At 73.6% G+C, this 21,680-nt stretch carries 17 protein-coding genes and 1 pseudogene; 9 read left to right on the top strand and 9 right to left on the bottom strand.

Features of this window, described 5'->3' with window-relative positions; genetic code table 11:
* Nucleotides 1-138 precede the first annotated feature (138 nt).
* Nucleotides 139-1,866 (top strand): phosphatidylglycerol lysyltransferase domain-containing protein, encoded by a 1,728-nt coding sequence (locus EV378_RS22935; protein ID WP_132432595.1) that lies wholly within the window; start codon nt 139-141, stop codon nt 1,864-1,866.
* 9 nt (nt 1,867-1,875) lie between these two features.
* On the opposite strand, the gene EV378_RS22930 is transcribed toward EV378_RS22935, so the two are convergent.
* Nucleotides 1,876-3,981, bottom strand: coding sequence for a hypothetical protein (locus EV378_RS22930; protein ID WP_132429514.1), 2,106 nt, complete (start codon nt 3,979-3,981; stop codon nt 1,876-1,878).
* Between the two features lie 600 nt (nt 3,982-4,581).
* Here EV378_RS22930 and EV378_RS22925 point away from each other — a divergent pair.
* Nucleotides 4,582-6,624, top strand: a complete 2,043-nt coding sequence (locus EV378_RS22925) for an NAD(+) synthase (RefSeq protein WP_132429513.1) — start codon at nt 4,582-4,584, stop codon at nt 6,622-6,624.
* Here EV378_RS22925 and EV378_RS35475 read toward each other — a convergent pair whose 3' ends face one another.
* Both EV378_RS35475 and EV378_RS36460 read right to left on the bottom strand, forming a co-directional pair.
* A complete protein-coding gene (locus tag EV378_RS35475) occupies nt 6,625-6,828 on the bottom strand; it encodes a hypothetical protein (RefSeq protein WP_165922388.1) in 204 nt (67 codons plus the stop codon).
* A pseudogene (locus EV378_RS36460) lies at nt 6,770-6,895 on the bottom strand (TetR/AcrR family transcriptional regulator); the annotation flags it as partial. The gene EV378_RS35475 and the pseudogene EV378_RS36460, both read right to left, overlap by 59 nt.
* Nucleotides 6,896-6,961: 66 nt before the next feature.
* Between EV378_RS36460 and EV378_RS22915 the strand changes: the two are divergent.
* Together EV378_RS22915 and EV378_RS22910 are read left to right on the top strand one after the other, a co-directional pair.
* Nucleotides 6,962-7,651, top strand: coding sequence for an O-methyltransferase (locus EV378_RS22915; RefSeq protein WP_132429512.1), 690 nt, complete (start codon nt 6,962-6,964; stop codon nt 7,649-7,651).
* 149 nt (nt 7,652-7,800) lie between these two features.
* Nucleotides 7,801-8,976 carry a M20 family metallopeptidase gene (locus EV378_RS22910; protein ID WP_132429511.1) on the top strand — a complete coding sequence of 392 codons (1,176 nt, stop codon included), beginning with the start codon at nt 7,801-7,803 and terminating at the stop codon, nt 8,974-8,976.
* On the opposite strand, the gene EV378_RS22905 is transcribed toward EV378_RS22910, so the two are convergent.
* Entirely contained in the window at nt 8,977-9,495 is a 519-nt protein-coding gene (locus EV378_RS22905; protein WP_132429510.1) for a winged helix-turn-helix transcriptional regulator, read from the bottom strand. It abuts the gene before it with no gap.
* Nucleotides 9,496-9,577: 82 nt separating this feature from the next.
* Between EV378_RS22905 and EV378_RS22900 the strand changes: the two genes are divergently transcribed.
* Both EV378_RS22900 and EV378_RS22895 read left to right on the top strand, forming a co-directional pair.
* Nucleotides 9,578-10,936 carry an MFS transporter gene (locus EV378_RS22900; protein ID WP_132429509.1) on the top strand — a complete coding sequence of 453 codons (1,359 nt, stop codon included), beginning with the start codon at nt 9,578-9,580 and terminating at the stop codon, nt 10,934-10,936.
* A gap of 132 nt (nt 10,937-11,068) precedes the next feature.
* Nucleotides 11,069-11,332 carry a hypothetical protein gene (locus tag EV378_RS22895; RefSeq protein WP_132429508.1) on the top strand — a complete coding sequence of 88 codons (264 nt, stop codon included), beginning with the start codon at nt 11,069-11,071 and terminating at the stop codon, nt 11,330-11,332.
* 3 nt (nt 11,333-11,335) lie between these two features.
* Here the strand turns inward: EV378_RS22895 and EV378_RS22890 are convergent, their stop codons facing one another.
* On the bottom strand, nt 11,336-12,652 hold the full coding sequence (locus EV378_RS22890) for an MFS transporter (protein WP_132429507.1): 1,317 nt from the start codon (nt 12,650-12,652) through the stop codon (nt 11,336-11,338).
* A gap of 265 nt (nt 12,653-12,917) precedes the next feature.
* Between EV378_RS22890 and EV378_RS22885 the strand changes: the two genes are divergently transcribed.
* Nucleotides 12,918-13,682, top strand: coding sequence for a VldE C-terminal domain-containing protein (locus EV378_RS22885; protein ID WP_132429506.1), 765 nt, complete (start codon nt 12,918-12,920; stop codon nt 13,680-13,682).
* Between the two features lie 13 nt (nt 13,683-13,695).
* Here EV378_RS22885 and EV378_RS22880 read toward each other — a convergent pair whose 3' ends face one another.
* Complete coding sequence (locus tag EV378_RS22880) at nt 13,696-15,744, bottom strand: PhoX family protein (protein WP_132429505.1); 2,049 nt, start codon at nt 15,742-15,744, stop codon at nt 13,696-13,698.
* Between the two features lie 230 nt (nt 15,745-15,974).
* Between EV378_RS22880 and EV378_RS22875 the strand changes: the two genes are divergently transcribed.
* On the top strand, nt 15,975-17,000 hold the full coding sequence (locus tag EV378_RS22875; protein WP_132429504.1) for a 6-phosphofructokinase: 1,026 nt from the start codon (nt 15,975-15,977) through the stop codon (nt 16,998-17,000).
* A gap of 46 nt (nt 17,001-17,046) precedes the next feature.
* Here EV378_RS22875 and EV378_RS22870 read toward each other — a convergent pair whose 3' ends face one another.
* The gene (locus EV378_RS22870; protein WP_132429503.1) at nt 17,047-17,763 is read right to left on the bottom strand and encodes a LuxR C-terminal-related transcriptional regulator; all 717 of its coding nucleotides are present in this window, start codon (nt 17,761-17,763) and stop codon (nt 17,047-17,049) included.
* 294 nt (nt 17,764-18,057) lie between these two features.
* Between EV378_RS22870 and EV378_RS22865 the strand changes: the two genes are divergently transcribed.
* Nucleotides 18,058-19,497, top strand: a complete 1,440-nt coding sequence (locus EV378_RS22865) for a GAF domain-containing protein (protein ID WP_165922639.1) — start codon at nt 18,058-18,060, stop codon at nt 19,495-19,497.
* A gap of 1 nt (nt 19,498) precedes the next feature.
* Here the strand turns inward: EV378_RS22865 and glmS are convergent, their stop codons facing one another.
* Nucleotides 19,499-21,346 carry a glutamine--fructose-6-phosphate transaminase (isomerizing) gene (gene glmS, locus EV378_RS22860; protein WP_132429501.1) on the bottom strand — a complete coding sequence of 616 codons (1,848 nt, stop codon included), beginning with the start codon at nt 21,344-21,346 and terminating at the stop codon, nt 19,499-19,501.
* A gap of 11 nt (nt 21,347-21,357) precedes the next feature.
* Nucleotides 21,358-21,645: a hypothetical protein gene (locus EV378_RS22855; RefSeq protein WP_243653723.1), complete on the bottom strand. Its 288-nt coding sequence runs from the start codon at nt 21,643-21,645 to the stop codon at nt 21,358-21,360.
* Nucleotides 21,646-21,680 lie beyond the last annotated feature (35 nt).

Genomic DNA, 21,680 nt, shown 5'->3' with positions numbered 1-21,680 from the left:
ACCCCCCGCCCGGCATGACATCGTTGTGAACTGCCCCGCCGGGCGACGGGGCCACGGATCCGGGAACAGGAGGACGTCGTGGTGCGCTCCGAGACCGCCGGGGCCGAGTCCGACGGGGCGTCGCGGCCCCGCGCCTCGATGCCGGTGGCCGACCCGGAGGCCCGGCGCCGTCGGCTCTCCGAGGCCGCGACGGTCAGGGCCGTGGTCTGGGCGACGCGCCTGGTCGCGCTGATGACGATCGTGACGGCGCTGTTCCCGGGGCCGCGCCGGATGTTCGGCGGCCCGCTGCGGACGTCGCTGGGGCTGCCGCCCGCGGTCGGCGTCGCCGGCATCGTCGTGACCCTCGTCGCCGGCGTCGCGGTGCTGCTGCTGGCGACCGGTCTGCGTCGGCGCAAGCGCAGGGCATGGTGGCTCGCGAGCACGACGACGGCCGTGCTCGTCGTCGTCAACCTGCTGCACGTGATCGACCAGCACCGCGGGGTGGTCGCCCTGATCGGGTCGGCCGCGCTGCTGGTGGCGCTCGTGCTGACCCGGCGCTACTTCGTCGCGCGGCAGGACCCGGGCGGTCTCGGCCGTGCGCTGCGGACGCTCGTCGAGTTCGCGGTGGCCGGGTTCGCGCTGGTCTGGATCCTGCTCGTGATCAACGAGCGGCGGCTGGACGGGAGCCCCGGTCCGGGGACGGAGGCTGCGCACGCCCTGCTCTCGCTGATCGGCGTGACCGGGCCGGTCCAGTTCAAGGTCGGCTGGGTGGACGACCTGACGGCCACCATCGGGCTGACGTTCGGCATCGTCGCGCTCGTCGTCGCCGGGTACCACCTGCTGCGCTCGCCGGAGCCGCGCCCGGGTCTGTCCGCCGAGGACGCGGAGAGCCTGCGGACCATGCTGGCCCGGGCGGACGGCGACTCGCTCGGCTACTTCGCGCTGCGCAGGGACAAGGGCGCGGTGTTCTCGCACGGCGGCAAGTCCGCCGTGTCCTACCGGGTGCTGGCCGGTGTCGCGCTGGCGTCCGGGGACCCGGTCGGCGACGTCGGCGCGTGGCCGGGGGCGATCGAGGCGTTCGTCGACAACTGCGTGCGCAACGGGTGGTCGCCCGCCGTGCTCGGCTGCTCGGAACGCGGGGCCGTGGCGTGGGCGAAGGCCGGCCTGGACGCGCTCGAGCTGGGCGACGAGGCCGTGCTGGACGCGGCGACGTTCACGCTCGACGGCCGGCCGATGCGCGGTGTGCGCCAGGCCGTGAACCGCATGCAGCGCGCCGGGCACACGGCGACCGTACGGCGCCTGTCCGACCTGGGCACCGACGAGCGCGAGGAGGTCGCCGCCCGCGCGCTGCGCTGGCGGGACGGGGAGACCGAGCGCGGCTTCTCGATGGCGCTGTCCCGGGTCGCCGACCCGGACGACCCGGACGCCGTGCTGGTCACCGCCGACCGCGACGGCACGCCGTGCGGGCTGCTCCAGCTCGTCCCGTGGGGGCCGGACGGGCTGTCGCTGGACGTGATGCTGCGCGCCGCGGACGCGGACAACGGCGTGAACGAGCTGCTGATCGCGGAGCTGATGGCCGCACTGCCCCGCCTCGGGGTACGACGGGTGTCGCTCAACTTCGCCGTGTTCCGCTCGGCCCTGGAGCGAGGTGAGCGGATCGGGGCGGGCCCGGTGGCCCGGTCGTGGGCCCGGCTGCTGCGCCTGGCCTCGCGGTGGTGGCAGATCGACAGCCTCTACCGGTTCAACGCGAAGTTCCGCCCCGAGTGGTCACCGCGTTACGTGATGTTCCCGTCCGTGCGCGAGCTGCCGCGGGTCATGCTCGCGGTGCTCGAGGCGGAGGGGTTCGGCGGTCGCCCACCGGCGCTGCTGCGGGCGCTGCGCCGGTGAGCCCCGGTTTCAGGACGCCGTGACCGTCGCCTCGTAGCGGGCCGTGACGTCGCGACCGGCCGCCATGCCCGCGTTCGGCGACGTCGCGGTGTACGTCCCCTCCGCACGGGGACCGAGCGTGAACGGGATGCGGTTGAGCACCGTGCCGTTCTTCGTGATCGTCACCACCCCGCGCGCCTCGAGACCGGCCGAGTTCGTGAGCTTCACGGTCACCGTGCAGGTCGGTGTCGAGCACGGCGGGGCGGGCAGGATGTCGACCTCGACGTCGTCCGGGTAGTACAGCGCCGACGAGTAGTCCTCGGCCTCGGACAGCGGGGCTCCGGCCGAGCCGACGGCCGCGACCTGGTCCGGAGCGGCCGCCGAGACCCGGAGCCCGGCCGGGTCTGCGGACGCGGGCGGCACGATCGCGAGCAGCCGGGCCTCGTGGTCGTCGGACAGGACGACGCGGTGCTCGGCCGCCGTCACGACGCGACCGTCCTGGCCGTCGACGGCCTGGTCCCCCGCGTCGGAGTACTCCTGCGGTGCACCGGCCGGGCCGGTCAGGTCGTCGGCGAGCGCGCCGGGGGCGAGGAGCGGGACCGCGCGGAGCCACGTCGTCTCCGGGGCCGGGTTGCGCAGCCAGATGCCACCCAACCGACGTCCCTTGTCCGAACCCTGCGCCTGCCCGGACCACCACGACGCGTTGCCGCGCAACAGCTGCACGCCACCGGTCTCGGCGAAGTCCGCGCGCCCTCCTCCGTCGCGCGTGAACGTCCCGGTCTTGTCGCCGTTCGGGCCGACGGTCACGTCCACGGTGACGGTCCGGCCGTTCGGCCCGCGGAGCGGCCCGCGGTAGGTCGCGCCGGTCCACCCACGCGCGGCGTCCGCGGCGTTCGCGACGGCCGAGGACGCCGCCGGCGGGATCACGAAGAACACGACGCCTGCGACGACCAGCAACAGCACGACCACACCGACGATCAGCAGCGGCTTCCCGTTCCGACGACGGATCGGCTCCGGCCGTGGCGGTCCCGGCCACACAGCGGTCCCGCCGCCGTTCCCGGGCGGCGGGCCGTACGGGCCGGGCGCTCCGCGCGGCGGGTCGGGTACGCCGTACGCGCCGGGGCTCCCGTACGCACCGGGCGGGCCGTACGGACCCGGCCCGCCGTACGGGCCGGGCGCGCCGTACGCGTTGGGCTCGGCGGCCGGTGCACCTCCGTACGGGTCGGGGGCGGCTGGCGGCATGCCACCCGTGCCGGGGTCGTACGGCAACGGCTGCCCGGGTACCCAGCCGACCGGACCGGACGGTGCCGGGTACGGGGCGGTCGGAGGCGCGGCGGGTGGCGCGGCGGACGCGGTCGTGCCGTCGGACGGTCCTGCGGAGGCCGGCGGGACGGTCACGGTCGCGTCGTCCGACGGTCCCGCGGAGGCCGGCGGAACGGTCACCGTCGCGTCGTCCGACGGTCCCGCGGAGGCCGGCGGAACGGTCACCGTCGCGTCGCCGGACGGTCCCGCGGAGGCCGGCGGAACGGTCACCGGCGCGTCGTCCGACGGTCCCGCGGAGGCCGGCGGAACGGTCACCGTCGCGTCGTCCGACGGTCCCGCGGTGGTCGCCCCGTCCCGGAACGGGACCGTGGCGTCGTCGGAGGGCGTGACCAGGGCCGGGCGGTCGTCCTCCTCGGTGGACCCGGCGCGTGCAGCGCTCCCGTCCGCCGCGGACTCCGGTGTGCGGCCCCCGTCCGGCGACGCGCTCCCCACCGGCGCCGATGCACGCGCGGAGCTCTCGTTCGAAACCGACGCAGATGCGGCGGTGGCCGAGCCGACCGTCGACCCGCTGCCGGCCGCCGGCTCGCTCGCCCGCGACGCGGGCTCGGCGCCCGCGCCGGCCGTCGCCGCTACGACCTCGTCGCCGGCCGGTCCGGCCGAGTCGGTGGTGGCGTCCGCAGGGTCGGGTGACGTCTCGTCCACCGACGACACGGGCGAGGCGGTCGGGTCGACGGGCGCGGCGTCCTCGGCGTCGCCGGGCGCCGACGCAGCCGGCCCCGCGCCGGGTGCCTCCGCGCCACCGGACGTCGGCGCGGACGCCTCCGGCCCGCCGTTCCCGGACGTTCCCGGCGCGCGCGAGGTCTGCTCGTCCACGGTCGTTCTCCCCCCGTATGTCCCCTCGGAGCATTCCGCTCCCCCCACGGGACCCCTCCCGGATCGTCCCCCATCGACCGATCACCGCGGGAGATCTGTGGACGCACCCGTTGCAGAACCGATTCCGGCGTCGTGGCTGCTCCGACGTGCCACCGGCGCTCGCGGGAACCGCCTCACCACGTGAGCCGACGGACGACGCCGCCTCCGCTGATGAGGAGCCGGTGGGACGCCGCCGTCGCGGGCGCGGGCGGACCGCCACACCGTGCCACTCGGCGGTGTGTTCGAATCGAGAGGAACGTTCTGGCGGTCGCGACAGCCGGAACGTGCCACTCGAACGGACACAGTGGATCGAGCGTCACGTTCGCGCGGTCGACGCCGCCGTAGGGTGACCGTCGGTCCCGTACCGACGGGCCACGTCCTCTCCGGCTCGTGCGGCCGACGCGCGTCCCGGGCCCCACCGCCTCACCGCACCGAGACCGCGCCGCTCGCTCGGACCCCGGGTGACCGGCGCCGACCCGAGGATCACGGCCGCGAACTGTCGGGGGTCTGCGGCAGACTGCGTCCAGAGAGATCCCGACAGGAAAGCAGCGCAGGACTCCGATGGACTTCCGCTCCCTCTACCGCCACCGCTTCCTGCGGGTCGCCGCGCAGACGATCCGCACGACGATGGCCGACCCGGCGGCGAACGCCGCCGCCGTGCTGGACGCCGCCCGCGAGTGCCACGAGGACGGCACCGGTCTCGTGGTGTTCCCGGAGCTCACGCTGTCCGGGTACTCGATCGAGGACGTCCTGATGCAGGACACGCTGCTCGACGCCGTCGAGCGCGAGCTGGTCGCGCTGGCCGGGGCCACGGCCGACCTGCTGCCGGTGCTCGTGGTCGGTGCGCCGCTGCGGCACCGGCACCGGATCTACAACGGCGCCGTCGTCGTCCACCGTGGACGGATCCTCGGCGTCGCGCCCAAGTCGTACCTGCCGACCTACCGCGAGTTCTACGAGCGTCGCCAGGTCGCGGCCGGGGATGACCAGCGGGGCACGATCCGGATCGGCGGTCAGGAGTACCCGTTCGGGCCGGACCTGCTGTTCACGGCGACCGACCTGCCGGGCTTCGTGCTGCACGCCGAGGTGTGCGAGGACTTCTGGGTCCCGGTGCCGCCGAGCGCGGAGGCGGCGCTGGCCGGGGCGACGGTGCTGGTCAACCTGTCCGGTAGCCCGATCACGGTCGGGCGGGCGGACCAGCGCAGGCTGCTGTGTCGGTCCGCGTCGTCGCGCTGCCTGGCCGCCTACGTCTACGCCGCCGCCGGGGAGGGCGAGTCCACGACGGACGTCGCGTGGGACGGCCAGACGATGATCTACGAGAACGGCGAGCGGCTGGCCGAGTCCGGCCGGTTCCCGAAGGGCGCACAGCGGGCCGTCGCGGACGTCGACCTGGACCTGATCGCGTCCGAGCGCCGCAGACAGGGCACGTTCGACGACAACCGGCGCGCCCTCGCGGACCGGCTCGACGGCTTCCGGACGATCGAGTTCGCGCTGGACCCCCCGGACCGCGACCTGGGTCTTCGACGGGTGGTCGAGCGCTTCCCGTTCGTGCCCGCTGATCCCGAGCGGCTCGAGCAGGACTGCTACGAGGCGTACTCGATCCAGGTCTCCGGCCTGGAGCAGCGGCTGCGCGCGATCGGGCACCCGAAGGTCGTGATCGGCGTGTCCGGCGGTCTGGACTCGACGCACGCGCTGATCGTCGCGGCCAGGGCGATGGACCGGGAGAAGCGGCCGCGCAGCGACATCCTGGCGTTCACGATGCCCGGCTTCGCGACCGGCGAGCACACGCGCAACAACGCCGTCGCGCTCTCGGAGGCGCTGGGCGTCACGTTCGAGACGATCGACATCACGCCGACGGCGCGCACCATGCTCTCCGAGATCGACCACCCGTTCTCCCGCGGCGAGCCGGTGTACGACGTCACGTTCGAGAACGTCCAGGCCGGACTGCGCACCGACTACCTGTTCCGCCTGGCCAACCAGCGCGGCGGGATCGTGCTCGGCACCGGCGATCTCTCGGAGCTGGCGCTCGGGTGGTCCACCTACGGCGTCGGCGACCAGATGTCGCACTACAACGTCAACGGCGGCGTGCCGAAGACGCTGATCCAGCACCTGATCCGCTGGGTGATCTCCTCCGAGCAGTTCGACGAGCGGGTCTCGGCCGTGCTGCAGTCCGTGCTGGACACCGAGATCACGCCGGAGCTGGTGCCGTCCGACGGCGGGCAGGAGGTCCAGTCCAGCCAGGCGACGGTCGGTCCGTACGCGCTGCAGGACTTCACGCTGTGGTACACGCTGCGCCACGGCTTCCGGCCGTCGCGGATCGCGTTCCTGGCCCGGCACGCGTGGTCGGACGCCGGCGCGGGTGCCTGGCCGCCCGGCTTCCCCGAGGACGAGCGCGGCGAGTTCACGCCGGCCGAGATCAAGAAGTGGCTGCGCGTGTTCGCGCAGCGGTTCTTCTCGTTCAGCCAGTTCAAGCGCTCGGCGCTGCCGAACGGGCCGAAGGTCTCGGCCGGCGGGGCGCTCTCCCCGAGGGGTGACTGGCGAGCGCCGTCGGACATGTCCGCCAGGACCTGGCTCGACGAGATCGACCGGGAGGTGCCGGAGGACTGATCATCCGCCGCCGTCGCCCCCGGCGAGGTAGCGCGTCGGCATCGCGACGAGCTCGCGTTCCAGGCGCTCCACGGGCGGCACGCACCATGAGGCGCACGACGTCGGCGAGCGGGCGCTCCCGGTCGACGGCGTCCGGCAGGACGTCCCCCGCCGCGTACCCGAACTCGGCCAGAACGTGAGCAGCCGCGGTCGGGATCCGCTCACGCGTGAGCTCCGCCCGCACCTGCCGGGGCTCTTTCCGCGGCTCCGGGCGTCGGTGCTCCGGGCGCATGCTCCTCCTCCGTACGGCTCGCGAAAGCGAGTTTCGAGATGGTGAAGGTTTGCTCACAATAGCCCCATGACCAGCCATGATCCATTCTCGGTCCTCGATCCGCGTGCCGCAGGGGTGCTGCGCCGCCTGCACTCGGCGAACGACCGGCAGCTGCCGCGGATCCTGCTGCGGCTCGCCGGCGACCTGCCCGCGCTGGCCCTCGGACGGCCGCGGCGGTCCTCGGCCGCACCGGACGGGGGCATGGACGACGCGTTCCTCGCGCTCGGGAGGGAACAGGCCGCGTTCTGCTACGCCCAGGCCCGCGCGGTGCGGGCCCGCCGGATCGTCGAGTTCGGGACGTCGTTCGGCGTCTCGACGATCTGGCTGGCGGCGGCCGTGCGGGACAACGGGGGCGGCACGGTGATCGGGACCGAGATGGTGCCGGCGAAGGCAGAACGGGCCCGCGCCCATGTTCGGGAGGCGGGCCTCGCCGACCAGGTCGACATTCGCACCGGTGACGCGTGCGAGACGCTGCGCGAGCTCGACGGGCCCGTCGACCTCATGCTCAACGACGGCTTTCCGGACGCGGCGCTCGACGTGCTGCGCCTCGTCGCCCCGAGCCTTCGCCCCGGCGCGGTGGTGATCACCGACAACGTCGGCGTGATGCGCGGCGACTACGCCGACTACGTGGGCTGGGTACGGGATCCGGCCCACGGCTTCGTATCGGTCCGGGTCCCGTACAAGGGCGGCACCGAGGTGTCGGTCCGGGTCGCCTGACGGACGCGGCCACGACCGCACGGACGGTCCCCGGTCACCGGCCCGTCACCCGCTCCCGGACCGACGTTCCCGGCCCCTCGGCGGCACGTCGGCCGGAGGGGCACCCACACGGTGAAACAATCGGGGCAGGCGAGCAGGAGGAGGACGAGATGGGGACCCCGATCCCGGAGCGGATCGCCCGGCACTGCGCGGACGCCGTCGATGACCACGCGGACCGGCTCGTCGAGCTCGCCGGGAGCCTGCACGCCGAACCGGAGCTCGCGTTCGCCGAGCACCGCAGCGCCGAGAAGATCTCCGGCCTGCTCGAACGGGAGGGCTTCGCCGTCGAGCGCGGCACCGCGGGCCTGGACACGGCGTTCGTCGCCCGCGCCGGGTCCGGACCGCTGACCGTGGCGTTCTGCGCGGAGTACGACGCGCTGCCGGGCATCGGCCACGCCTGCGGGCACAACCTGATCGCCGCGTCCTCGGTCGGCGCCGGGCTCGCGCTGCGCGACGTCGCCGACGAGCTCGGCCTGACCGTCCTCGTCGTCGGCACCCCGGCCGAGGAGGAGGGCGGCGGGAAGATCGTCATGCTGGACGCCGGCGTGTTCGACGACGTCGCCCTCGCGATGATGGCCCACCCGGCCCCGATCGACGTCGCCGCGCCGCGCCCGCTGGCGCTGGCCGAGTGGGAGATCCGGTACCGGGGCACGCCGTCGCACTCGGCAATGGCGCCGCACCTGGGCGTGAACGCGGCGGACGCGCTCACCGTCGCCGAGGTGGCGATCGGCGTGGGACGCCAGCATCTCGAGCCGGAACAGCTCGTGCACGGCATCGTCACGCACGGCGGTGACGCGCCCAACGTCGTCCCGGCCGACACCCGCGCCGTCTACGACATGCGCGCCCCGGACGTCGGATCGCTGGAACGGCTGCAGGCCCGCGTCCGCCGGTGCATCGAGGCGGGCGCGGTGGCGACCGGCTGCTCGTTCGAGATCACCGCGGCCCCGGACTACGCCGAGCTGCGCCACGACCCGTGGCTGTCCGCGACGTACCGCGACGCGATCCTCGAGCTGGGCCGCACGCTGCTCCCGCCCGAGCAGGAGCGGGTGCTGCCGGCCGGCAGCACCGACATGGGCAACGTCAGCCTCGTCGTGCCGAGCATCCACCCGGCGATCGGCGTCGAGTCCGGTGGCGCCGTCAACCACCAGCCGGAGTTCACGGCGGCGTGCGTCGGACCGTCAGCGGACCGCGCAGTCGGGGACGCGGCCGTCGCGATGGCCCGCACCACCGCCGCCGCGGCGGTCTCCGACGAGCAGCGCGAGCGATTCCTCACGCGGACCCGGTAGTCAGCGCATCGGCTCCAGCAGCCGCCGCGGGCTGCGCAGCATCCGCCCGACGAACTCCTCCGGCTCCGGCTCGCCCGCCAGGCCGGGGCCGGGGCAGATCTCCACGTCCCCGGGATCCGGGACGGTTCCGCACGCCGGGCATGCGGCGCGGGCGTCGAGCTCGACACCGCAGGGCACGTGCCGGAACAGCCGCCTGCGCGGACCGGTGGCGGCGTGCGCCTCGCCCCACGCGGCCAGCGAGTGCAGGACCGGCCACAGCTGTTCGCCGCGCGCGGTCAGCCGGTACTCCACCCGGCCGGGGCCGCGCTCGTCGCGCTCCAGCACGCCGGCCTCGGTCAGCGACTCCAGACGCGACGCGAGCACCGCCTTCGGCACGGTGAGATGGCGCTGCAGATCGGAGAACCGCTGCACGCCGTAGAAGCAGTCGCGCACGATCAGCAGCGTCCAGCGCTCCCCGACGATCTCGAGTGCACGGGCGATCGCACAGGCCTGCGAGCCGTAGTCGGTTCCGAGCGGCATCGTCACATCCTAGCGCGATCGGTTCGGTGATCGAACCGGTTCGTGCTAGCGTCGGTTCGTTCACCGAACCGAGGAGTTGGTCATGCCGCACCGGACGGTCGCCGTCTCCGCGCTGGGCACGTTCCTGGCACTCGTCTCGTACACGGCGCCGCTGGCGACGCTCCGCCAGATCTCCGGCGATCTCGGGACCGGCGCGTCCGGACAGTCCTGGATCCTCAGCTCGATGAGCCTCGGTCTGACCGCGGCGCTGTTGACCGCGGGCACGCTCGCCGACGAGCACGGGCGGCGGCGCGTGTTCGTGCTCGGATCTGTCGTGCTGGCCGTGGCCTCGGTGGCCGGCGCCGCCTCGCCGGGGACGCTGGTGTTCGTGCTCGGCCGGGTCGTCCAGGGCGCCGGTGCGGGCGCGATGATCGCCTGCAGCCTGGCGCTGATCAGCCACGCGATCCCGAGTGGCCCGCGACGGGCATCGGCCAGCGGCCTGTGGGGTGCCGCGCTCGCGGCCGGCATCGCGATCGGGCCGCTCCTGGCCGGGATCGTGCCGTGGCGGCCGTTCTACCTGCTGGTCGCCGTGGCCGCGGTCGCCGTGGCGGTGGCCGGCCGGATGGTCCTCGACGAGTCCACGTCGGGCGAGCCGCGCCCGGTCGACGTGCCCGGGATGGTGCTGCTGGCCGCCGGCCTGTCCGCTCTGCTCGCCGGTCTGACCGAGGCGCGACGGCTGCCGATCGGCCCGGTGCCGATCGTCCTGCTGGTCGTGGGGGTGGTGCTGCTGGCCGGGTTCGTCGTCGTCCAGCGGCGGTCGTCGCACCCGATGGTCTCGCTCGCGCTGTTCCGCAACCCGGGCCTGGTCGCCGCCTCGGCGGGCAGCCTCGCGACCGGCCTCGGCATCATCGCGGTCTCGTCCTACCTGCCTGCGCTGCTGCAGCGCGGGCAGGGTTACGGCGCGCTCGGTGCCGCGGCGCTACTGCTCGGCTGGTCCGGCACCAGCATCGTCACCGCCCTGCTGACCCGGCGGATCAGTGAACGGGTCAGCGGCCCGGTCCGGCTGACGGCCGGGCTGGTCGTGATCGCGGCCGGGATCGTTCCGCTGGCCTGGCTGACGACCGACTCCGGGATCGCGCTCCCGTTGCTCTCGCTGATCGTCGCCGGGCTCGGCACCGGCGTCGTGAACGCGACGCTCGGACGGGAGGCGGTCGCGTCGGTGCCGGCGAACCGGGCCGGGATGGGCAGCGGCATCAACAACACGGCCCGCTATCTGGGTGCCGCGATCGGCGTGACGGTCGTGTCCGTGCTCGCGTCGCCGACCGGCCGCGAGACACCGGAGCAGCTGCTCGCCGGATGGGACGGCGCCGTCGTCGTCTGCGCCGTACTGACGCTCGCCTGTGCGGCCGCCGTGCTCGCGTGCGTGCGCCGAGCGCCCGCCGCCCAACCGGTCGCCGGATAGTCCACCGTTCACACCTGTCGTCGCGGCTTCCGTACCGGCGACAGATCCGTCCACCGGACGACACCGGCCCCTCGGAACGCCTCCCCCGACCGGGCTACTACTGTGCCCGGCAATCGATCTGGAGGTGTCCAGTTGGCACTCGCGAACATCCTCTCGGAGATGCCCGACCTGCTGCGCCGCACGCTCGACGAGCACACGCCGGACGCGCAGGGCTACTGCCGGGAGTGCCGGGACGCGAGCGGTGTCAGCGCCGCGTGGCCCTGCGTCACCCGTCAGCTCGCCGAGGAGGCCGAGAACATGGCGGGTTCCGGCCGGTCCCCGGTGGCGACCGAACGGCCCAGCGTCGCGGGCCGTCGTCGCGCACGTGACCTCTCGTCGAGCTCCGACCTGCTCTGAGGCTCACGCCCGGGGGCGGTGGGTCTCCCGGATCAGCAGCACGGCGACGAGGCTGATCACCGCCACGGCGACCATGTAGGCCGCGACCGAGAGCGACGTCCCGGTCGCGCCCTGCAGGTACGCGGCGACGACCGGGGCGAACCCGCCACCGAGCACGGCCCCGACGGCGTAGGAGAACGACGCGCCGCTGTAGCGGAACCGGGGCTCGAACATCTCGGCGAACAGCGCCGACTGCGGGCCGTAGGACAGGCCGAGCCCGATCGTCAGCACCAGCACCGAGACGATCATCAATGCGGGCGCGGCCGTGTCCAGCAACAGGAAGAACGGCACCGGCCAGACGACCAGCAGCACGGACCCGACGACGTACGGGCGCTTGCGGCCCACCCGGTCCGACCAGACGGCCGCCGCGATGATGCTGACCAGCCAGCACACGCTGCCCGCCACGATCACCACGAGCATCGTGTTCCGGTCCACCTTCAGCACCGACGTGCCGTAGGACAGCAGGTAGGCCAGGAACACGTAGCCGATCGCGGTGTTGGCGATGAAGGACAGCGACGCCAGCGTCAGCTCGCGCGGCCGCTCGCGGAACACGTCGACGATCGGTGCGCGGCTGCGCGCCGACTCCGAGCGCAGCGCGCGGAACACCGGGCTCTCCTCGACCCGCAGCCGGATCACGAGTCCGACGACGACCAGCACGATCGACAGCAGGAACGGGATCCGCCAGCCCCACGCCGCGAACTGGTCCGGGCTGACCAGGTTGTTCACCACGAGGAACACGAGCTGGGCCAGGATCAGCCCGGCCGGGACGCCGATCTGGGCGAACGAGCCGTACCGGCCCCGCTGCGCCGGAGGCGCGTGCTCGACGGCCATCAGCGCCGCGCCGCCCCACTCGCCGCCCGCACTGATGCCCTGCAGCAGGCGCATGACCAGCAGCAGGACCGGAGCCAGCACCCCGACCTGGGCGTACGTGGGCAGCAGGCCCACTCCGACGGTGGCGACGCCCATCAGCAGCAGCGAGGTCACGAGCATCGCCTTGCGCCCGATCCGGTCGCCGAGATGGCCCCAGATGATCCCGCCCAGCGGCCGGGCCACGAACCCGACGCCGAGGGTCGCGAACGCGGCGAGCGTGCCGGACGCCGGGGACAACGTCGAGAAGAACTGACTGTTGAACACGAGCGCGGCCGCCGTGGAGAAGATGAAGTAGTCGTACCACTCGATCGTCGTGCCGATCGCGCTCGCGACGGCCACCCGCCGGACCTGCCGCGGATCCGACACCTGCTCGGCCCTGCTCACCGCGTCGTCGTCGCGCGTCGACGTCATGATCCCTCCCCCGTGGCCGGACGCCCTCGGTCGGCCGCGGACAGCTTGCCGCGCAAGCATGCCCACACGGAAGGGTGAGCGACCACTCGTCGCAGTGGTGTGCGCGATCGTCTCGCACGTCTGCTCCGGAACGGACATTCCGGCTGAACCCGCTACCGTCGAGGACGCGACACCCGGGTCCGGCTCCCCAGCGGGCTGGGATCGACGAGATCCCGCGCTCCCCACGTTTGCCCGCCCGGACCTCCGGGCGTCGTGGAGGAGCACCGTGTCCCGACACCGTCGGCCCGCGCTCGACACGCGCACGGGCCTGCGCAACGTGGCCACCGCCGCCGCAGCGGCGAGCGGCGTACTGGCCGTCGTCACCCCGGTCGCCGGGCTGACCGACGACTCCGATGCGGCCCCCGAGACCACCGGAGCGTTCCGGCTGGCCAGCGAGGCGTCCGCGGCCGAAGCGTCCACGGAGGACCGTGGTCCCGTCCTGGCCGGCGCCGACGACGTCGTGCGCTCGTCCGGGCTGCTCGCCGCCACCGCCGCGGCCGGGCAGGGCCAGGAGCGCCTCGTCCGGGACGCCGCCGCCCGCGCGGCCGCGGCGTCCGCCCCGTCCGCCGCTCCGGCGACTACGGAGCGGAACGCGCCGAAGGCCGGGTCGTGCGACCTGGACACCTCCGGCCTGGGCGGCGTGAAGAGCTGGGTCGCCGACGCGGCGCAGTTCCTCGGCTGCGCGTTCGGCCAGCCGGACATGCTCGGTGTCGGCAGCCGCGGCAACGCGTCCGACCACCCCGGCGGCAAGGCGCTCGACCTGATGACCACCGACGAGGCCCGCGGCGACGCGATCGCCGAGTGCGCGCTGGCCAACGCCGACGAGCTCGGCGTGACCTACGTGATCTGGAACCAGCGGATGAACACCGGCGGCGGCTGGGAGTCCATGGAGGACCGCGGCGGCGACACCGCGAACCACAAGGACCACGTGCACATCTCGTTCGGTGGCAGCGGCGGGTCCGGCACGCCGGACCTCGGCCGCTGCGCCTGAGTCACACCACCGTCTACACGCCGATCTTGGCCGGGTGGTCGCCCTCGCCGACGTGCCGGATCGCGACGACCGACGGTCGCGGCTGGCTGCCCGGCCCGTCCGGCCACACGGAGGCGGGACGATCCGGGCTCGCGTCGTCCAGGTCGCCGGGATGCTGCACGGAGATCAGCACCATGTCCTCGCGCACGACCGGGCCGCAGCACTCGGCCCCGCGGGGAACGCTGGCGAACAGCGTGGTCCGCCCGCGGGTGGGGCCCTCCAGGGAGACGCCGTACAGCCCGTCGTTGATCTCCAGCTCGCCGCCGGAGTCGGTCGCGATCCACAGGTTGCCGTGCCCGTCGAACGCGACGTTGTCCGGTGAGGTGATCGGGCTGACCTGTGACTTGTCGAACCCGCCGAAGTACGTCGACGGGTCCTTCGGGTCGCCGCAGACGAGCAGGATCGACCAGGCGAACTCACGAGCCGCACCGTCCTCACCGGACTCGACGAGCTCCAGCACGTGGCCGTGCTTGTTGTCCCGCCGCGGGTTCGCCTCGTGCGGGCCGGCCTTGCCCGCCTTGCCACGGTCGGTGTTGTTCGTCAGCGCCATGTAGACACGACCGGTGCTCGGGTGCGGCTCGACGTCCTCGGGACGGTCCATCTTGGTCGCACCGACGCGGTCCGCGGCCAGGCGCGTGAACACGTACACCTCGTCCGCGCTCATCCCGGGCACGAACGAGCGCTCCCCCGCCGCGAGCGGGATCCACCGGCCGGACCCGTCGAACGCGCGGTCCGCGGGGAGCTTCCCGCTGCCGTCGATCTCGGCGGGAGGGCTGTCGCCGGTGAAGCGGGCGACGTAGAGCGTGCCCGACGAGAGCAACGTCGCGTTGTGCTCGCGCGCCGCCCGGCTCTGACCGCGGCGCATCGGCTTGTCCGACACGAACTTGTAGACGTAGTCGAACCGCTCGTCGTCGCCCATGTAGGCGACCGCGCGCCCGTCACGGGACAGCCGGACGTTCGCACCCTCGTGCTTGAGCCTGCCCAGCGCCGTGTGCTTGACCGGGCGCGAGGACGGGTCGAACGGGTCGACCTCGACGACGTAGCCGAACCGGTTCGCCTCGTTCGGCTCCCTGGCCAGGTCGAACCGCGACTCGACCTTCTCCCAGCCCCGCTCGGACGCCTCGGCCGCGAAGCCGTAGCGGGCCAGGCGCGGGTCGGGTCCCGCGTTCGCGAAGTACTGGTTGATGTTCTCCTCGCCGGACAGGAACGTGCCCCACGGCGTGACGCCGCCGGAGCAGTTGTTGAACGTGCCGAGCACGCGGGTGCCGGTCGGATCGGCGGACGTGCGCAGCAGCGGAGATCCGGCGGCCGGTCCGTCCACCGTGAACTCGGTGGTGCCGGTGATCCGGCGGTTCAGCCGCCCCTCGCGGTCCGCGACGAGCGTGCCGTCGCGCTCGCGGGTCACCTCGACCACCGAGTGCCCGTGCGCGGCCAGGCCGATCCGGACCTGTTCCGGGGTCGGGTTCTCGTCGTCGTATCCGCGGAACATCAGCGGCTCGATGGTGTACTCGTGGTTGGAGAACATGACGAACCGCTGCCGGCCGTCCAGCGGGAGCAGGCCGCAGAAGTCGTTGTTGTAGCCGAACTGGCGTTCCTGCGCGGCCGCCGACTGGTTGTCGAAGTCGAACTCGGGGGCGTCCGGGAACAGCGGGTCGCCCCAGCGGATCACCACGTTGCTCTCGTACCCCTTCGGGACGACGACGGCGTCGGCCGTGTTCGGCGCGACCGTCTCGTAGCGCAGTCCCCGCGGAGCGTCGCCACCGCCGGGAGCCGCGGCGGCCGCCGTCGACGACCCGAGCGTCAGCGCCACGCCGCCCGCCACCCCGACGACGGCACCGGCGCGCAGCACGCCGCGCCGGTCCAGGACGCGGTTCAGCAGGTCACCGAAGTACGGGTTCGACGACGTGTTCGGCGCGTCCGAGGCGCACGCGTCGCCACAGCGGTAGCGACAGGTCAGGCCCTGCCGTCCGCCCCGGTGCCCGATCAGCGGCAGTGGTCGAGGGGTCCGGTCGTCGTCCGGCAACGTGGGTCTCCTGACGGTGGTGGGAGCGTCGCCGGTGACGCTAGGTAGTCCGGACTCCTGCCGGGTATCGATCGAGTGGACACCGGATGAACGGAATGTCCGTTCCGGGTTCGACGTCCGGACCCCAGGGGTGCGGCGACCCCCCGGGACGATCGCCCGGGACCCCGCTAGCGTGTGCGCGACGCCCCGCCGGGCGTCGTTCTGGATCGATCGAGGAGACGACCGGAGAGATGCGCGTCGGAGTGCTGACCGGGGGCGGCGACTGCCCCGGCCTGAACGCCGTGATCCGAGCCGTGGTGCGCAAGGGGATCCCGGAGTACGGCTACTCGTTCGTCGGCTTCCGCGACGGGTGGCGCGGCCCGCTCGAGGGCCTGACCATGACGCTCGACATCCCGGCCGTGCGCGGCCTGCTCCCGCGCGGCGGCACGATCCTCGGCTCGTCGCGGACGAACCCGTTCGCGCTCGACGACGGCGTGGACCGGATCCGCAAGACGCTCACCGACCGCGGCATCGAGGCACTCGTCGCGATCGGCGGCGAGGACACGCTCGGCGTCGCGGCGAAGCTCGCCGAGGAGGGCGTGCACGTCGTCGGCGTCCCGAAGACGATCGACAACGACCTGTCCGGCACGGACTACACGTTCGGCTTCGACACGGCCGTCTCGATCGCCACCGAGGCCATCGACCGCCTGCACACGACGGCCGAGTCGCACCACCGCGCTCTGATCGTCGAGGTCATGGGACGGCACGCCGGCTGGATCGCGTTGCACTCCGGCATGGCCGGCGGGGCGAACGCGATCCTGCTGCCCGAGGTCGAGTTCGACATCGACCAGGTCTGCAAGTGGGTCGAGAGCCGGTTCCGCAGCGACTACGCGCCGATCATCGTCGTGTCCGAGGGTGCGAAGCCGAAGGGCGGCGACGAGGCGCTGGTCTCGGGTGCGACGGACGCGTTCGGGCACGTCCGGCTCGGCGGCATCGGGGACTGGCTGGCCCGCGAGATCGAGTCCCGGACCGGCAAGGAAGCCCGCACGACCGTGCTCGGGCACGTCCAGCGTGGCGGGACGCCGACGGCGCGGGACCGCTGGCTCGCGACCCGGTTCGGGCTGCACGCGATCGAGTCGGTGCACGACGAGAAGTGGGGCCAGATGGTCGCGCTGCGCGGCACCGACATCGTCACGTGCCCGCTGTCCGAGGCCACCGGCACGTTGAAGACCGTGGATCCGGGCCTGTACGCCGAGGCCGAGGTGTTCTTCGGGTAGTGCGGCGCGGGCCGGGGCGGGGATCTCCCTCACCGCCCCGGCCCGGCTAGACGATGCCCTGGCGGGCGGCGGTGTAGACGATCTCGGTACGGCGCCGGACCTCGAGCTTGTCCCGCAGGTTGCGCACGTGGAACTTGACGGTCGCCTCGGAGATCGTCAGGCGGGCGCCGATCTCGCGGTTGGACATGCCCACCGCGAGCAGCTTGAGGACCTGGTTCTCGCGGTCGGTGAGCAGCGAGGTGCGGGCGAACTCGGTCTCGGTCGGCTCGTTCAGCACCTGCAGCGGGGCGGCCGTGGTGCCGGGGTCGAACACGCCCTCGCCGCGCAGCAGCGACCGGACGGCACGGACGAGGTCGGTGCAGTCGGCGCCCTTGCGCAGGTAGCCGTGCACGCCCAGGCGCACGGTCCGCATCATGACCTCGCGGTCGCGGCACCCGGTCAGCACGAGGATCCGGACGCCGCGGCACCGCTCCAGCAGCGCGCGGACCAGATCCAGCCCCGGGCGCTCGTCGCGGCCGAACTCGATGTCGAGAACGATCACATCGGGACGGGTCCGCTCGGCGGCCAGCAGCGCGTCCCGCGGGGACGCGGCCTCGCCGACGAGCGCCAGATCCGGCTCGGAGGTGATGAGCGCGCGGACGCCGTGGCGCACGATCGGCTGGGCGTCGACGACGAGTACGCGGGCCGTCCGGCGGGGTGCCTCGACGCCGTCCCGGACACGGAACTGCACGTCGGTCGCCTCGCGAACGGCTTCGAGCGTCATCGCCACGTCCTTCCAGACCTGCCACGCGACCCGCCGCCGTGGCGGGTGTGTCGAGCACGGTAGGGAGCGCCACGTTGCCAACACGTTGCGCGGACAGGACGGATCGGTGTGACCCGGCTAACATGCCTGGCCACGGCTTCGAGTCCCCCCGGATCGGACGCGGAGGTGAAGACCCACCGAGTGCGGCCTACGGTGGGTGTACGGACAACGACCCCGCGCAGGGCACCGCGACGAACGGGAGGCGCGATCGTGCTCGACGACGAGACCCCGGCGACCGACCTCGTGGCGGACGCGATGCGCCTGCGCCGGATCTACGACGACGATCTGGGCACCGGCGGGCACACCGGCCCGCCGCGGGCCGTCGTGTCGGACTCGTGGCAGCGCTCGCTCGCCGCGCACGTCGACCCGGAGCGCCGGACCCCGCCCGTCGTGTACGGCCCGGACGACCTCCCGCACCTGCGCGAGGGGCACCCCCTGCACGACGTCATGCCGCTGCTGCGCACGACGCTGGTCAGCATCGCCGACGAGGCGATGCACGTGATGCTGGTGACCGACGCCGAGGGCCACATCCTCTGGCGCGACGGCGCGCACGGGCTGCTGCACTCCGCGGACGAGGTCGGCCTGTTCGAGGGCACCCGGTGGTCGGAGGAGGCCATCGGTACGAACGCGATGGGCACCGCGCTGGCCGTGGACGCGCCGGTGCGCATCCACTCCGCGGAGCACCTCGTCCGGACCTACCACGACTGGACCTGCGTGGCCGCCCCCGTGCACGACCCGGACACCGGCTCGACGATCGGCGCCATCGACATCTCCGGGCCGCTGCACACGCTGCACCCCGCGCTGGTGCAGCTCGTGTCCGCGACGGCGCAGCTGGCCGAGAACCAGCTCAAGGTCCGCCTCGCGATCGCCGACGAGCGGCTGCGGGTCCGCAACATGCCGCACCTCACGGCGCTGCGCGGCGCGGAGGGGGCGCTGCTGTCCTCCAGCGGCCGGGTGATCGCCAGCGAGCCGTACGGGCGGTTCCCGGAGCGGATCCGGATCGCCGACGGCGTGGATCGCGTGCAGCTCGGCGACGGTCGCGAGATGCAGGTCGAGCAGCTCGGCGAGGGCTACCTGCTGCACCTGCCGACCCGCCGCCGGGCCCGCGCCGCGGAGAAGGCCCCGGCCGTCGCGCTGCGGTTCACCGGCAACCCGACGCCGCAGATCACGCTCGGCGACCGCGAGATCCCCGCCTCGCCGCGGCCCGCCGAGATCCTCACCGCGCTCGCGCTGCACCCGGACGGCCTCACCGGCGAGCAGCTGACACTGATGCTCTACGGCGACGACGGGAACCCGACCACGATGCGCGGCGAGATCCACCGCCTGCGCGCGCTGCTCGGCACCGAGCACCTGCTCACCCGCCCGTACCGGCTGGCCGCCGCACCGAACGCGGACTTCCTCCGCGTGCGCACCGCACTGCGCGCCGGGCACGCCCGCGAGGCGCTGGACGCGTGCCGGGGAGAGCTGCTGCCGCGCTCGGACGCGCCCGCCGTGCGCGAGCTGCGCGACGAGCTCACCGCCGGCCTGCGGCACGCGCTGCTGGCCTCTGACGACACGGACCTGGTGCACCGGTTCTCCGAGCACCCGCTGGGCGCGGAGGACCTGGAGGTGCACGAGCACCTGCTGGACCTGCTCGCCTCCGACGACCCGCGCCGCGCGGCCGTGGCCGCCCGGCTGGAGCGCCTGCTCGACTGAGTCACTCCACCGTCACGCTCTTGGCGAGGTTGCGGGGGCGGTCCACGTCCCGGCCGAGTGCGACGGCGGCGTGGTAGGCCAGCAGCTGCAGCGGCACCGACAGCAGGACCGGATCCAGTTCCGGCTCGCTGCGCGGTACGACGAGCGTCCGGCCGGCGTTCGGCACGTCCCGGTGCCCCACCGCGACGATCGGACCGCGACGGGCCCGGATCTCGGCCAGCGTCGACGCGTTCTTGTCGAACAGGTCGTCGTCCGGCACGACGGCGACCGTGGGCAGCTCCGGCCCGACGAGCGCGAGCGGGCCGTGCTTCAGCTCCGCAGCGGCGTAGGCCTCGGCGTGCACGTAGGACACCTCCTTGAGCTTCTGCGCCCCCTCGCGGGCGACGGCCCAGCCGTGCCTGCGTCCGATGTAGAGCACGCTCTCGCGTGTGGCCAGCTCGGCCGCGACCGCGGCGACCGTTCCGGTCTCCCGCTCGGTGTCCAGCACGTCCTGGACCTGCGACGGGAGCGCGGCGAGGGCGTCCAGGACGCGGCGCCCGTCGGCCGGGGAGAGGTCCCGCATCCGTCCGAGGTGGACGGCCAGCAGCGCGAACGCGACCAGCGTGGACGTGAACGACTTCGTGGACGCGACCGAGCGCTCCGGTCCGGCGTGCAGGTAGATGCCGCCATCGACCTGGCGGGCGATCGTGGAGCCGACGACGTTCACCACGCCGATCACCCGCCCGCCCTTGCGCTGCAGCTCCTGCACGGCGGCCAGCGTGTCCGCCGTCTCCCCGGACTGGCTCACCGCGACGTAGAGCGTGTCCGGCTCGACGACGGGGTTGCGGTACCGGAACTCCGACGCGGACTCCGCGCGCGCCGGCATCCGCGCCAGGTCCTCGATCATCTGGGCGCCGAGCTCGCCGGCGAACCAGGCGCTGCCGCAGCCGAGCACGGTCACCCTCCGGTACGCACGCGCCTCGCGGACGTCCATGTTCAGTCCGCCGAGGTGGACGGTCGCGAACCGCTCCTCGATCCGCCCGCGCAGTGCCTGGGAGATCGCGCGCGGCTGCTCGGCGATCTCCTTGGCCAGGAAGTGCTCGTGCTCGCCGCGCTCGGAGTCCTCGAGCTCTGCGACGTCCATCTCGGACGGTCGCTTCTCGGTCGCGCGGTCGTCGAGCGTGAACGTGCGGTACCCGTCCGCGGTCACCGACGCGAGCTCGCCGTCGTCGAGATACACGACCTGGCTCACGTGCGCGGCGACGGCCGAGACGTCGGACGCGACGAACATCTCCCGCTCCCCGATCCCCAGCAGCACCGGAGACCCGTTGCGCGCCACGACGACCCGGTCCGGGTGTCCGGCGTCCAGGACGGCAAGACCGTACGTCCCGACGACCCTCGACAGCGCCCGGCGCACGGCCTGCTCCAGGTCAGGGGCGCCGTCGTCGAACGCGGCGGCGACGAGGTGCGCGATCACCTCGGTGTCGGTGTCCGATGTGGTCACCACGCCGTCGGCGGCGAGCTTCTCGCGCAGCTCGTCGGCGTTCTCGACGATACCGTTGTGCACGACCGCGATCCGGCCGGACACGTCGGTGTGCGGGTGCGCGTTCGCGACCGTCGGCTCCCCGTGCGTGGCCCAGCGGGTGTGCCCGATGCCCGGCGTGCCCCTCCACCGGGCGGGCAGGCTCGCCTCCAGGTCGTCCACCCGGCCCGCCGTCCGGTGCACCCGCAGCTCGGCGTCCTGCCCCCGTCGCCGGTGCAGCACGGCGACGCCTGCGGAGTCGTACCCGCGGTACTCCACGCGGTGCAGGCCCTCCAGCAGCGGGCCCGTGGCGTCCCGCGGCCCGACGTACCCGACGATGCCGCACATCGGCACCCCTCCTACCCGTAGACGAGTCGGCGCAGCTGGCGGACGGTCAGCTCCGGTGCGGCGACCCGCCGCACCCTCAGCTCGTCCGCGATCTGCGCGAAGATCCGGTCGTTGTGCAGGCCCCTCGCCCGCAGCTCGGCGTGCCGGCGCCGCACGAACGCCTCGACGGGTTCGCCGAAGTAGCCGAGCACGTCGGCGACCACGCGGGTCGCCTCGCCAGGGCTCAGCGACGTCGTGCGCACGAGGTGCGCGATCAGCTCCTCGTGGGCCGGCACGACGTCCACGGTGCCGACCGGCACGCGTCGAACGCCAGGTTTCTGCCCGGGATCGGGCA

Source organism: Pseudonocardia endophytica (assembly GCF_004339565.1).
Lineage (GTDB): Bacteria > Actinomycetota > Actinomycetes > Mycobacteriales > Pseudonocardiaceae > Pseudonocardia > Pseudonocardia endophytica.
Note: the sequence above shows the minus strand (reverse complement) of the source record. Positions and strands in the feature narration are given on the sequence as shown.

Excerpts from the sequence above, each read along its gene's own strand:
- EV378_RS22935 (WP_132432595.1), top strand. The coding sequence starts at position 139 with ATGCCGGTGGCCGACCCGGAGGCCCGGCGCCGTCGGCTCTCCGAGGCC.
- EV378_RS22925 (WP_132429513.1), top strand. The coding sequence starts at position 4,582 with ATGGACTTCCGCTCCCTCTACCGCCACCGCTTCCTGCGGGTCGCCGCG.
- EV378_RS22915 (WP_132429512.1), top strand. The coding sequence starts at position 6,962 with ATGACCAGCCATGATCCATTCTCGGTCCTCGATCCGCGTGCCGCAGGG.
- EV378_RS22910 (WP_132429511.1), top strand. The coding sequence starts at position 7,801 with ATGGGGACCCCGATCCCGGAGCGGATCGCCCGGCACTGCGCGGACGCC.
- EV378_RS22905 (WP_132429510.1), bottom strand. The coding sequence starts at position 9,495 with ATGCCGCTCGGAACCGACTACGGCTCGCAGGCCTGTGCGATCGCCCGT.
- EV378_RS22900 (WP_132429509.1), top strand. The coding sequence starts at position 9,578 with ATGCCGCACCGGACGGTCGCCGTCTCCGCGCTGGGCACGTTCCTGGCA.
- EV378_RS22890 (WP_132429507.1), bottom strand. The coding sequence starts at position 12,652 with ATGACGTCGACGCGCGACGACGACGCGGTGAGCAGGGCCGAGCAGGTG.
- EV378_RS22875 (WP_132429504.1), top strand. The coding sequence starts at position 15,975 with ATGCGCGTCGGAGTGCTGACCGGGGGCGGCGACTGCCCCGGCCTGAAC.
- EV378_RS22870 (WP_132429503.1), bottom strand. The coding sequence starts at position 17,763 with ATGACGCTCGAAGCCGTTCGCGAGGCGACCGACGTGCAGTTCCGTGTC.
- EV378_RS22865 (WP_165922639.1), top strand. The coding sequence starts at position 18,058 with ATGCGCCTGCGCCGGATCTACGACGACGATCTGGGCACCGGCGGGCAC.
- glmS (WP_132429501.1), bottom strand. The coding sequence starts at position 21,346 with ATGTGCGGCATCGTCGGGTACGTCGGGCCGCGGGACGCCACGGGCCCG.